A 12,499-nucleotide genomic window follows, 5' to 3' on the forward strand; every position below is an offset into this window, starting at 1 on the left:
CCGCTAAACCTGCCCCCGGCGCGCCCACCCCCGGGTCGCCTGCGGAACAGGAGCTGGCCAGGACGCGGAGCTACTTCAGGTGGTTCCTGCTGGCGATGCTCGGTGCTGTCCTCACGGGCACCCTTCCCCTGCCGTGGAAGGTGATCGGCCTCGTCCTGGGTCTGGTGGCCCTGGTGCTGGGGATCTTCGCCCTCGTTCGGGCGGTGCGGGACAAGCTTCCGGCTCTGCTCCGCATCACCACAATGGTGGGTCTTGGAGCAACAGCGTTCCTGGTGCTGGGTACCGGCGCCCAGGTGGCCCTGTGGCCGGTCACCGTCGAATACGAGGAGTGCATGAGCACCGCCCTCACCAATGCTGCCCAGGCCAAGTGCCAGGACGACCTGATGAACCTCGGCGGGTTCCTCCCCGGCGGCTCCTGAGCAGTCCCAGTCTGGGAAGTCCCGGTCTAGGCGCGCTTCTCCCGCTCCAGCAGCGGTCCGGCGGCATAGCCGACGACGACGCCGACCGCCACCTCGCCGGCGATGAACAGCCCCACCCAGAGCGGGTTGGGCCCCAGATCCACCAGCCGGCCCAGGCCGAGCGAGGCGTGGGAGAGCCAGGCAACAACCGCTGCCATGGCTCCGGCGGCCAGGCCGATCAGCACGGCCGCGCAGACGGTCGAGACGCTGGCGGTGAACCAGCGGGCCTCCATCTTGATTTCCAGCCACTCGTCGAGGTGGTTTTCGCCTTCCCTGAAGAACCACCACCCCGCCAGCAGTCCAGCCAGAACCGGGATGGCGAGGGCGGCCAGACCGTATTCGAGGGTGCCGGGCGGCACTGCGCCCAGCACGGGCAGGGCCGGGAGCGGCCCGGCGCTGGTGGTCAGCGGGGTGATCGCGCTGCCCGAGCCCAGGGCGAATCCTGCACCGGACGCCCAGGAGAGGGTCCACACCACCAGGTTGGGGAGGAAACCGAGCTGCGCCAGGGTGAGGGCGCTGCCGCCGATGATCCCAGCGTCAAGACGCTGGTAGACGGCCGCCATCTCGGCCCAGCGGAAGCCGAATGTGACAGCGAGCAGTACCGCTGACAGCCCCAGGGAGATGGTGAGGGCAACGAATCCGGCGCGCAGACAGGACCAGGCGTAGGACCCGGCCCACCGCGAGTGCTGGCTGGTGCGTGCCAGCCAGGCGACGCCATCGACGCCGATCAGCCGGCTCCACGCCCCGGCCTCACGGTAGGCACCGATCACCAGGCCAAGGCCCGCCGACAGCAGCGGGATGAGGGCGCCAGCGGCCAGCTGGATCGCCGCTTCAGCGGTGGAGCTGAGGTAGGCGACCGAGGCGCCGATCACTGCGTAGATGCCGAGTGCGCCCACCACGCCCTGCCAGAGCTGGTCGGAGTACGAGGCCCGGGCGAGCCGCCGGCCAGCACGCCAGGACAGCAGGAACGGGATGAGCGTCAGGCCCAGCGGCACTAGCGAGAGGATGCCGGTAGTGCCGGCGCCGTCGGGCTCAGCCGCCGCAAAGGTTACTTCCAGGGGCACCCCGTGGATGAGGAGCCAGATCTGCCCTCCCAGCTGCGCCATGGCGTCGGGGGTCCTGTCGCCGAACCCTCCCGCCAACCACACGGCGGCCAGGGGTACCAGGATCAGTAGCCCGGAGATCACTGCTGACTGGGCCAGCTCAAACACACCCTGTAACCACAGGGGCATGGGCAGGGCTCGCCGACCGGGCATACGGAGAGGAAGTTTCATCACCTCAATGGTGCCACCGGGAGCCGCGTTGCATGTCCAGCGACTCGGGCCGGGACTAGACCAGCAGGTCCATCAGTCCCTTGACCAGCGCGGCCCCGGCACCAAGGAATGCGATCACAATCACAAAGAACCGGGCGTGATCGTCCTTGATGAAGCGGCCAAGTTTCTCCCCGGTGAAGATTCCGATCACGATCACGACGCCGATGGCCGACCACATCCACCACTGGAGTGCGGGGGCGTCGGTGGGATCGAGGCTGAGCTTGACGATCAGGGTCATCAGCCCGATCACCACGAAGAACGGTTGCAGCGTCGCGGCGAACTGCCGCTGGGGCCAACGGGACAGCAGCGCGTAGGCGCTGACCGCCGGCCCGCCCACCCCTGCCATCGAGTTGGTCAGGCCCGCGGTAAACCCGGCCACCACCTTCGGCGTATTGCCCTTGACCACCACTGACGAGCGTTGCAGCACCAGCGACACCGATAGCGCAACCAGGACGACCGCTCCAACGGTCACCGAGAGCGGAGCGGACGGAAGCATCACAGCGGCCACCGAGCCGGGCACCGACCCGAAGAGGGAGGGGATCGCCAGCCACCTGAACATGCTCCAGTCGATGTCTTTCCAGACCCGTCCCACAATGAGAGTGGAGGACACCACCCCGCAAATGTTGACGAGGATCACACCCTCATGCGGCCCGAGAATGATCACCAGGAACGGCGCGATGAGCAGGGCGAAGCCAAGGCCGGCGATCCGCTGCGCTACCGCGCCGAGCAGGATGGAGAAGAGAACGATGAAGAAGATGCCGGTGGTCACAGATGACACAGTACGCCTGGGCAACTGTATTTCCTGTTCCGTGACGGACCGCCGGTACGGGGCCGCTAGGCTTGGATGATGCCAACAGCGACCACAGCACTGCACATCGCCGACTGGCGCAACCAGGTTTTCGAGCTCTACCGCCAGGTGCGCGAGAGCGCGGCGGCCGGATCGTCGTCGGCGGCGCATGACCTGTGGCGCGCGGGCCGCGACAGGCTGTTCGCCACCCACCCGGCGTCGCCCCTGGACGACACGGCGAAGGCGTCCTTCGACGGCCTCGCGGTAGCCCCGTACCAGGCGGACTACCGGTTCGAGGCAGTGATCGACGACGACGGCGTGGGCGAGGAAATGGACGTCCCCACCGGCACCGACGGGACCGTGACGTTCCAGCGGCTCGGCACCGTGGGCCTCGACGGCGTGGGCCGGCTGGCCCTGTGGCGGCTCGCTTCCTACGGCGGCGGGCTGTTCCTGCCATTGCGCGACGGCTCGGGTGGCCAGGATGACGGCACCTACGGGGGTGGGCGTTACGTGCTGGATACGGTCAAGGGCGCGCACCTCGGAATGGCTGGCGACAAGGTGGTCATCGACCTGAACTTTGCCTACAACCCGTCCTGCGCCTACGACGAGGCATGGGCCTGCCCACTTCCAGGGCCGGACAACCGGGTGGACGCGGAACTGCGCGTCGGTGAGCTGTACTCCACCTACTAGCGGGTGTTCCGCGCGCCGACGGGCAAGTAAGCAGCAGGCTTTATCATGGACTAAACACTCCTGTTACCCCCTTTGGAGGAACCCATTACGGATACTGCTGCCCAACACGATATCTATTTCGGGGCTCCCGAGCCGGTCAACGAGGCCGAAGTCCTCGAGTCGGCGTCCCGCGCCGCGGTCGCGCGTTTCACTGACCGCACCGACATCACCACCGTCAAGCGCCGCTTCACCCTGATCAACCAGAGCGTGACCCCGCACCAGGCCATGGTCGAGGACCTCCTGTTCATCCGCGCCGCGCTCGACGACGCCGGCATCGAGTACCTGCTGGTCCGCGGCAACGACGAGCGTCCCGTCATCGCGATCGACCTCAAGTACCGCGAACGGCTGCGGGACGCACTGGTCTCCGCCTGCCGCGACGAACCGTTCTACTCACGCACCGTAGACACCAAACGCCGCACCACCCTGCTGGTCACCGACGGCTCGCTCTCGCACAGCGCGAAGGCCCGCATCTTCCGCCTGTTCCGGCCCCGCATCGAACCGATCGGCGGCCTGTCCTTCGGCCCGTCCGCCGGCGTGCAAATTGAACTGTGGTCGCTCGACGGCGACGCCATCGAACTACCGGTGGAGAACTCCCTCACCCGCCGCACCCTGCCCTCCTCGGAGGTGGTCCGCGGCTCGGTCGAACGGCACGGCCTGATGTGGCCGACCATCGACAACATGTTCGCCGACCATGCCACCGACATCGACTTCGAGATTGATCTGGTCTTCTCCTGGGTGGACGGCAGTTCAGCCGAGTACCAGGCCGCCCGCGCCGCCCGGATGAAGGACGCAGTGGTAGGTGAGGGCGACGACCATGAGGCCCGTTTCCGGCAGATCAACGAGCTGAAGTACGCCCTGCGGTCCGTGTACATGTTCGCGCCGTGGATCCGCCGGATCTTCATTGCCACCGACTCGGACGCCCCTGAGTGGCTGGCCGATCACCCCTCGGTGACCCTGGTCCGGTCGGAAGAGCATTTCAGGGACCCATCGGTCCTCCCGACCCACAACTCGCAGGCGGTCGAGAGCCAGCTGCAGCACATTCCCGGATTGTCGGAACACTTCCTGTACTCCAACGACGACATGTTCTTCGGCCGCCCGGTGTCCCCCGAAATGTTCTTCTCCCCCGGCGGGATCACCAAGTTCATCCAGGCCGATACCCGGATTGGGTTGGGCGACAACGACGCCGAACGCAGCGGCTTCGAGAATGCTGCCCGGGTGAACCGGAGGCTGCTGCACGAACGCTTCGGCAGGATCACCACCCGCCACCTGGAGCACACGGCGGCTCCACTGCGCCGGAGCGTGCTGCTGGAGATGGAGGAGGAGTTCTCCGCCGAGTTTGCGGCGACCGCCGCCTCACGGTTCCGTGCCAAGGACAACATCTCGGTGACCAACTCGCTGTACCACTACTACGCACTGCTCACCGGACGGGCTGTCACCCAGGAATCGGCCAAGGTCCAGTACATCGACACCACCATGCGGTCGGGGCTGCGGAGCCTGAACAAACTGCTCGACAAACGGCACACCGATTTCTTCTGCCTCAATGACGGGAGCTTCCCTGAAGTGCCCGCCGACGAGCGGGCGCACCTGGTGACAGATTTCCTGGAGAAGTACTTCCCGATCAAGGCACCCTGGGAGAAGTAGGCCGCACGGTTCCGGCAGCCGGGGGCGAGCCCGCCCCCGGCTGAGAGGCTAGGCCCCGGTGAGCTGGCGGGCCGGTGCCGCGTCGGCGATCCGCACGCCCGCCGCGTCCAGCCGGCGGCGGGTTTCGACCAGCGGGACGGTCTCGCCGACCGGCCGGTAGGCGCCGATGGGGACCACCGAGTGCACGATCGTGTCCTCGTAGACGTGCACCAAGTTGTACGCCTGGGCGCCGTCCTGCCCGCGGGTGCCGCCGCCGTCGTACCCCAGGTCCTGCGTGTAGCAGGTGGCCGACGCCACCGACACCGGCACACCGGCGAAAGTGGCGGTGGTGGAGTAGTGCAGGTGACCCGCCAGGATGCCACGGACATCGGACCCTGCGACGACGTCGGCGAGCTGCCGCTGGCCGCGCAGCTCCACGAGGACCGAGAGATCCTGGATGCAGGGGATCGGGGGATGGTGCAGGGCCAGCAGGGTGCCGTGGGGTGCCGGGGTGAGCAGTTCGTTGGCCAGCCACACCAGCTGGTCGTGGCTGAACTCGCCGTAGTGGTGACCCGGCACCGTGGAGTCGAGGGTGATGATCCGCAGCCCGTTGATGAGGTAGCTGCGGTCAACGGGGGACGCGTCCGGCGCCTGGTCCAGCAGCCCGACCCGGAAATTGGCGCGGTCGTCGTGGTTGCCCATCGCCCAGATCACCTCGGCGCCGAGCTTCGCTGCGGCGGGCTCAACTATCGCGCGCAGCTTCGTGTAGGCGTCGGCCTCGCCCTTGTCGGCGAGGTCACCGGTGAAAACCAGCGCCTCGGGTCTGGCGCCCGACGTTTCGAGCTCGTCAAAGATCTGACGCAACCGGGCTTCGCTATCCACCGCCCCGTACAGTGGCCCGGACCCGCCGAGCAGGTGAGTGTCGCTGAGGTGGAGGATAAACTGCTGCGGCCGAGGATGCTCGGCCGTCCGGTAATTCATGGTGACCTTCTAGGTAGCTGGCGGTGACCGTTTACAACCTAATTGACCTCCATCAAAGCAGAGATCAAACCAATACAGGGTGAACACAGTACGGCAAGTCGGATAACGGTGCGAGATTGACCCTTCCCGGGGGCTCCGCGGCCGGGCCGAAGCCCGGCCGCGGAGTACTCCCTACCGGCGGACCAGCGAGGTTTCGGTGAACCCGCCCGGCGCGAGGTAGACCTTATCGTGGCCCTTGCCATGGCCTTTCCCGCCGTCCGGCCCCTTGCTGCTGGAACCCTTGCCGCCGGAGTCCCTGCTACCCGGCACCTTCACCGGCTGGCCGGCCGCGTCGAAGGCCTGCTGTTCCAGCCGATAGCCGCGGGGTACGTCAACCGTATGCAGCGACTTCTTCCCGGAAGCGCTGACATAGATGGTGGACTCCCCCGCCGGCCCATCAACCGTCACCGAGGAGATCACCGGTTGGAGTAGGAGCGCATCGATCGACGCGGCTCCCCGGACCAAGGCTGTCACTGTTCGTTCGCCCTTTGCCAGCTCCCGGTCCAGGCTGAACGGCTGCAGCAGGCCCGGCGCGTCGGTGATGCCCTGCTCACCGGCGCCACCGTTGGGGGTGGTGCCGAGCTTCCGCTTCCCGGACCAGGAGGTGGTCCCCGCCTCCTCGATGGTGCGGTTCACGATCGGGTACACGTTCCGGTCCTGCTGGTGTGCCGGCACCGGGATGCGGAGCCGTGCGCCGTTGCCGAGCTGCGCGAACGCACCGCCCGAGATGTTGGCTTCGCCTGTCCACGCGGACTCGGCCGTCACCATTGAGCCGTTCCCCCTGATGGCACCGGACTCCGCCTCCACCACCGTGAGCCCGTCGGTGGCGACTGTCTCATTGATGCCCAGGGCGTCAGCCTTCAGCTCCGGGTGGGCGTCGAGCACCAGCATCGACAGCAGCCCGTGGATGGTGGATTCGGCTCCCGAGTTGAAGTTCACGGACCCGTCCGCCTGGACACCGTCGAAGGTGACACCGGTGGCTGGGTTGTAGGTGGGCTCGCCGCTGCGATTGGCGCCGAAGTACCAGCCGCCCATCACCGCCGCCAGCTCGTACAGCCCGGTCGCGCCGGTCGCCTCGGCCGTGGCAACCAGGCTTTGCAGCCGTGAGTCCACGCCGTTGGCGATCTGGACCTGTTCCGACGGCGTGGGGGTCCACGCGTTGTCAGGCCCGCCAGCGGCGATCAACTGCGCGGTGAACCCTGCGGTGTCACGCACAGCGGCGTCAGCCAGGTCCTGACGGTCCAGCACCACCGAGGCATCGGCGACGGCGGCCGGAGCCATGCCGCCCCAGGCGTGCCAGAAGGTCTGGGACTTGGTCCACGGCAGGATGGCGCCGAAGGGCCACGCCTGGGTATCACCCGATGACATTTCGGCGATGCCCTCGCTGAGGCGAACCAGTGCGGTCCGCGCCACCTCATCCGTTGGCGCCGCCTCGACGTACGCCGACAGTCCCAGCACGGCCTCGGCTGACGAGTCGGCGCCGTCGGCGATCAGCCAGGCGGGGACCTGTTTGCCGTCGGCCATCTCGTACTGGCCGTACTGGCCCAGTGACTGCCGGTTCAGCGCATCCAGGGACAGGTGGAGGCGGTCCTGCAGGAACGCGGCGAACTCGGGGTCGGCGTCGCGGAACGCCGCGTACCCCTCGCCGAGCGCCCACACCGTGCGGGCCACCCAGTAGGACTCGGCGGAATCGCTGGGATCGGGAAGCTCGATCGGTTCGGCGCTCGGGTTGAGATCCCCGTCGGTCTGCTGCCACAGCACCACATTGCCTGCGTTGGGGCCGTCAGTGGTCTGCAGGTAGGCCAGCGAACGCAGGGTCTGGAAGGCTGATTCCCTGCTCGCCTCGCTGCCGGTCTGCTGCCAGTGCCTGAGGTAGACCACAGCTGTGCGGGAGATGTCATCGGCGTTGTAGGCGCCCTGGCTCCAGTTCCCCTCGGCGTCGAGGTTGCCGCCGCCGATCTTGCGGTAGGTGCCGTCGTCGTTCCGGTCGGCATAGGTCCACGGCGCCAGCGCCGCCGGCTGTTCCTCCGAACGGTAGGTGCTGTGGCCCTCGATCGTGGGAACTGGCACCTCCTCGAGCAACCAGTCCAGATGGGAGGTGTTGGTCACGGGCGCAGTCTCCGCAGGGGCCGGTGCCAGGAAGGTGGAACCCGCCGGAGCCAGGGAGACGGGGCCCGGTGCTGCCGCGACCGGTGCCATCCCGACGCCGACAAACGCGAGTGCCGCGCTAACCGCCAGGCACGGGATGCGTGCGGCCCGGGGGCTCATGCCACTACCCGATCGAGGCGGGCCACACCGATTTTGGAGTCCGCCATGCCGTAGAAGACGAATAGCTGACCGTCAATCTCCTCAATGGCGGTCGGGAAGACTACGTTGGGCACAATGCCCGACTTCTCGTCGTCCGTCTCGGGCTGCAGCAGGGGTTCACGGCTGCGGGCAATCACGATCGAAGGGTCATCAGCGGAGAGGATCATTGCCGCCGCCGAGTAATTGACCTTCTGCTGGTGGTCGAACGCGGATTTCTCCAGCGCTCCGGCCACCCCGTGGTGGATGATCAGCCAGCCCTCGTCCACCCGGATCGGTGGTGGGCCGCCGCCGATCTTGAGCTCCTCGAACTCGAACTCACTCATCGCCACGAGGGTGTGTTTGCCCATGTGCACCAGGTTCCGGATGTCCCTCTCGACGTCCTCCACCGACACATAGGAAATCCAGATGCCGGGCCGGTTGTCGGTGATCCCGGCGGGAAGGTGTTCGCCCTCGCCTTCACGGATCCAGCCCAGGTCCCACATGGGGCGGTGCAGGAGCGCGTAGGAGGGGACGCCGTCGGGGTCGTTGACCGGTTCGGGGAAGAACACCCCGTCCTTGTTGGGGAACAGGTTCAGGTCCATCGACAGCTCAGCCTTGTATTCGAAGAAGCACGGGCCCAGTCGCTGCCACGACCTGAGGTCGGTGGAGTGGGCGAAGGCCATCCGCGGCCCCAGCGGGCCGTACGCCACGTAGGTCATCAGGTGCAGGCCCAGCGAGGGGACCCAGGTGGTGCGGGGGTCCTCGGTGCCCGCATTGTTGGTGCCGCGTTCCCAGCCTTCGTCGGGGGCGAGGACCACTCCCATCCGGTCCACCCCGGTGGGCACCCCATTTTCGATGATGATTTTCGCCAGACCCACGCGGGACACGTTGCCCTTGGAGACGAGACGCGGCAGCAGGTACAGCTCTCCGTCCGGGCCGCGGCCGCTGGCCGGGTTGAGGACACCGTCAGCTTCGAACTCGTTGCCCTCCTCGGGAGTCATGATGACACCGGCACGCGTGAGCGTGAACGGAACGGTGGGTAGTGAGGTCACAGGTGTTGCAATGCTTTGCGAAGTCATGGTTGGTCAGCCCTTTGCGCTTGATCCGATATTGGTGGAGATGAACTGTCGTTGGAAGACGATGAACAGTGCGACGGCGGGTGCCGCGAGCACGCAGGCACCGGCCAGGATGGCGCCGAACGGGTTGGCTGCGGTCGCCGCGACGTTGGAGATGTAGTTTGCGAGCGACACCGCGAGCGGTTGGAACGCGGTGTCCTTGGTGACCAGGAACGGCCACAGGAATTCGTTCCACGGCCCGATGAAGGTCAGCAGGATGGCTGTCACGATGGCTGGCCGCACCAGGGGGATGGCGATCTGCAGCAGGATCCGCAGTTCAGACGCACCGTCGATCCGGGCCGCCTCGAACAGGGAGGCGGGCAATTGCAGGAAGTACTGCCTGAACACGAAAACCGCTGTGGAGTTGATTGCGAACGGCAGGATCATCCCCAGGTAGCTGTCCGCCAGCCCGTAGTCACGCACAATCAGCACGTACAACGGGATCAGCAGCAGCTGGAAGGGCACCATCTGCACCAGCAGCAGCAGCGCGAACACCGCACCGCGGCCACGGAACTGCAGCTGCGCCAGAGCGTACCCCACCGGAATGCCGAAGAGGACCGTGCACGCAATCACCCCTCCGGTGAAGATCCCCGAGTTGACCAGGCCCCGAAAGAGGTTGATCGACTCGTCGATCAACACATAGTTCGCCCCGGTGATGTTCTCGAAGTTGGGGAATGCCCCCGCCACGGAGGTGTCGGGTTCGGTCTGCAGGGAACCGATAAACATGTAATAGAAGGGAAACAGGAACACAAACGCGCCGACGGCGAGCAGGATGAAGCTGACCGGCCGCAGCCCGCGCTGCTTCTCGGTCGATGAGGCGCGGGGAGCCGGAGTGACGGCCGGGGTGACCGGCGTCGTGCTGAGGGTCGGCTGGTAGTCCTTGGCCATTTCAGTCGTCCTTTCCGCCGATAAAGCGGCGTTGGAGGAATGCCAGGAGCAGAACGCCGAGCACCAGGATGACGCCCAGTGCCGCTGCGGTGTCGGGGTTGCCCTGCAGGATGCCCTCTTGGTACATGAGGAACACCGGTGACGTCGAGGCGCCGTCCGGTCCGCCACCCCCGGTGAGGAGGTAGGGCTCGGTGAAGAGGTTCGCGCCGGTGATGGTGGCGAGCAGCGTCACCAGGAAGCTGGCCGGCCGCACGCTGGGGACCGTGATGGACCAGAACTGCCTGACCTTGCCCGCTCCGTCCACCGAGGCGGACTCGTAGAGTTCCTCGGGGATGTTCTGCAGCGCGGCCAGATAGAGCAGGATGAAGAATCCGAGCTGCTTCCAGGTCACATACAGGGCGATAGTGGGCATGGCCAGGCCCGAGTTGACCAGCCAGGACGGGTCCGGACCCAGTGGGCCGAGGATCGAGTTGACCAGGCCGTTCTGGGCAAATAGGAACAGCCACACCCCGACGACTGCGACGCTGGCCGTCACGTAGGGAACGTAGTAGCTGACCCTGAAGAAGGTGCGGAACCGGGTGACCCGGTTCAGCGCGTTAGCCAGTATCAGGGAGAGTCCCACGGTGAGCGGAACGTTGATGATCAGGAAAACGCCGATGTTGGCGAACGACCGGCCGACGTCGGGATCCGTGAGGACTGCTGCGTAGTTGTCGAAGCCGACGAAGGGCCGTTCGACGGCGACGCCCGGAGCGGTGAAGAAGAAGTCGTGAAACGAAATGTAGACGGCGTAGCCGAGGGGAAACGCGAGCACCGCGAGGATGAAAATCACGTATGGTGCGCTGAACACGATCCCGAGGGGCTGACGTCCCAGCAGGTTTTTGCGCCGGCGGGGGGCGGGAGCCGGGCTGGTGCCCGGATCCCGCGGCTTACCGACGGTGGTTGAAGTGGTCACCGTCGGTCCGCCTACTCTTCGGAGGCGAGATTGGTGATTTCCTCTGCGGCAGTGGTGAACGCGTCATCGACTGTCTCGTTGCCGAAGATCACCGAGGCGCCGTAGGCGTCACGGAAGGTCTGCCAGATCTCCACCGAGTTGGGCACGTTCGGTACCTCGACGGCCCGTGAGGCCTGGTCGGCGAATTCGGTGTAGGCCGGGTTGGCCTCGAAGTACTCGGCGTACGCCTCGGTCAGGTCGGCACGGATCGGCATCTGGCCGGTGGCCTCGAGCAGGGCACCGTCCTGTTCCTCGCTGGTGGCGAACTTCATCAGATCCCAGGCCGTCTGCTTGTTGTCGCAGGCCGAGTAGATGGCCATGTTCTTCGCGTCGGAGAAGGTGTAGCTTTCATCGCCCTCTGCCAGCCCCGGAACCGGTGCGGTTCCCCAGTTCACGTCGTCACCGTAGACCGGGATGGCCCACGGACCAGAAATGGCGATCGCTGCCTTGCCATCGACGAAGGAGTCGCCGGTGTAGGCCTCCTGTGAGGAGAGTCCTTCCTCATACATGGTTTGCCACATGCCAGCCACAGCCTTGCCCTCTTCGGTGTTGAAAGCTGCCTCCCCGTCAACGACCAGCTGGGATCCGCCGGACGCGGCGGCAAAGAAGGGGTAGAAGTCGAACCAGGACTGGTAGAACTCACCGGCCGGCGACGGCCACATGGCGTACTCTGCGGCACCGGACTCGACGAGGGTGCGGGAGGTCTCCAGGAGTTCGTCCTGCGTCCCGAGGGCCGGGTTCTCGGGGTCGAGGCCTGCCGCCTCGAACAGGTCCTTGTTGTAGTACAGGACCACTGGGTTCGATTTCCAGGGCAGCTGGTAGTACTGGCCGTCAGCCGACTTGTACTGGTCGGCGACGTCACCGCTGCGGGATTCGACGTACTCCACCCCGTCCTCGAAGGTGTCCAGCGGGACCAGCCCGCCCATTTCCTGGAACTGCGGGACGGCGACAGGCGCCGTGTTCATCACGATGCACGGGGCGTTGCCGGCGGTGATGGCCGCGGCAATCACCTCTTCGGAGCTGGTGCCCGCGGGGATCTCCTGGGCGGTGACCTCCTGGTCCGGGTTGTCAGCGTTCCAGGCTTCCACCATGGCTTCGCCCCAGGCGACTTCCTGCTGGTTGTTCGAGTACCAGATGGTGATGGGGCCGCTGGTGAGTTCCCCGTCCGCTGCTGCGTCCCCGCCGCCGCCACCGCAGGCGGCGAGGCCGAGACCCATCATGGCGGTGGCCGTGATGGCCAGTGCTCGTTTGGTGTATCGCGTCATTGCGTTTTCTCCTAGATCACATTTTGC

General features: G+C 66.3%; 11 protein-coding genes. 3 read left to right on the plus strand and 8 right to left on the minus strand.

Annotated features, from left to right (window positions below):
- On the plus strand, positions 1 to 419 hold a 419-nt coding region (locus HMI57_RS08285; protein WP_171585485.1), incomplete at its 5' end, for a hypothetical protein.
- 26 nt (positions 420 to 445) lie between these two features.
- Here HMI57_RS08285 and HMI57_RS08290 read toward each other — a convergent pair.
- Complete coding sequence (locus HMI57_RS08290; RefSeq protein ID WP_171585486.1) at positions 446 to 1,732, minus strand: DUF6350 family protein; 1,287 nt, start codon at positions 1,730 to 1,732, stop codon at positions 446 to 448.
- Between the two features lie 55 nt (positions 1,733 to 1,787).
- The gene (locus tag HMI57_RS08295) at positions 1,788 to 2,540 is read right to left on the minus strand and encodes a sulfite exporter TauE/SafE family protein (protein WP_346655165.1); all 753 of its coding nucleotides are present in this window, start codon (positions 2,538 to 2,540) and stop codon (positions 1,788 to 1,790) included.
- Between the two features lie 78 nt (positions 2,541 to 2,618).
- Here HMI57_RS08295 and HMI57_RS08300 point away from each other — a divergent pair, with 78 nt between their 5' ends.
- Together HMI57_RS08300 and HMI57_RS08305 are read left to right on the plus strand one after the other, a co-directional pair.
- On the plus strand, positions 2,619 to 3,248 hold the full coding sequence (locus HMI57_RS08300) for a DUF1684 domain-containing protein (protein ID WP_346655166.1): 630 nt from the start codon (positions 2,619 to 2,621) through the stop codon (positions 3,246 to 3,248).
- A 264-nt stretch (positions 3,249 to 3,512) separates the two neighbouring features.
- The gene (locus tag HMI57_RS08305; protein WP_171585668.1) at positions 3,513 to 4,928 is read left to right on the plus strand and encodes a stealth family protein; all 1,416 of its coding nucleotides are present in this window, start codon (positions 3,513 to 3,515) and stop codon (positions 4,926 to 4,928) included.
- A 48-nt stretch (positions 4,929 to 4,976) separates the two neighbouring features.
- On the opposite strand, the gene HMI57_RS08310 is transcribed toward HMI57_RS08305, so the two are convergent.
- The 6 genes from HMI57_RS08310 to HMI57_RS08335 all read right to left on the minus strand — a co-directional run bounded on the left by HMI57_RS08310 (position 4,977) and on the right by HMI57_RS08335 (position 12,472).
- Positions 4,977 to 5,888, minus strand: coding sequence for a phosphodiesterase (locus tag HMI57_RS08310; protein ID WP_171585489.1), 912 nt, complete (start codon positions 5,886 to 5,888; stop codon positions 4,977 to 4,979).
- A 171-nt stretch (positions 5,889 to 6,059) separates the two neighbouring features.
- Positions 6,060 to 8,195, minus strand: a complete 2,136-nt coding sequence (locus HMI57_RS08315) for a hypothetical protein (RefSeq protein ID WP_171585490.1) — start codon at positions 8,193 to 8,195, stop codon at positions 6,060 to 6,062.
- Positions 8,192 to 9,265 carry a glycosidase gene (locus HMI57_RS08320; protein WP_346655167.1) on the minus strand — a complete coding sequence of 358 codons (1,074 nt, stop codon included), beginning with the start codon at positions 9,263 to 9,265 and terminating at the stop codon, positions 8,192 to 8,194. The genes HMI57_RS08315 and HMI57_RS08320 overlap by 4 nt, the downstream gene beginning before the upstream one ends.
- 33 nt (positions 9,266 to 9,298) lie before the next feature.
- Complete coding sequence (locus HMI57_RS08325; protein WP_171585492.1) at positions 9,299 to 10,216, minus strand: carbohydrate ABC transporter permease; 918 nt, start codon at positions 10,214 to 10,216, stop codon at positions 9,299 to 9,301.
- Position 10,217: 1 nt separating this feature from the next.
- Positions 10,218 to 11,090 carry a sugar ABC transporter permease gene (locus tag HMI57_RS08330; RefSeq protein WP_205208036.1) on the minus strand — a complete coding sequence of 291 codons (873 nt, stop codon included), beginning with the start codon at positions 11,088 to 11,090 and terminating at the stop codon, positions 10,218 to 10,220.
- Positions 11,091 to 11,179: 89 nt separating this feature from the next.
- Entirely contained in the window at positions 11,180 to 12,472 is a 1,293-nt protein-coding gene (locus HMI57_RS08335; protein ID WP_171585494.1) for an extracellular solute-binding protein, read from the minus strand.
- Between the last annotated feature and the right edge of the window lie 27 nt (positions 12,473 to 12,499).

It is taken from the genome of Arthrobacter sp. 260 (assembly GCF_013116745.1).
In the GTDB taxonomy this organism is placed as follows: Bacteria; Actinomycetota; Actinomycetes; order Actinomycetales; family Micrococcaceae; genus Arthrobacter_D.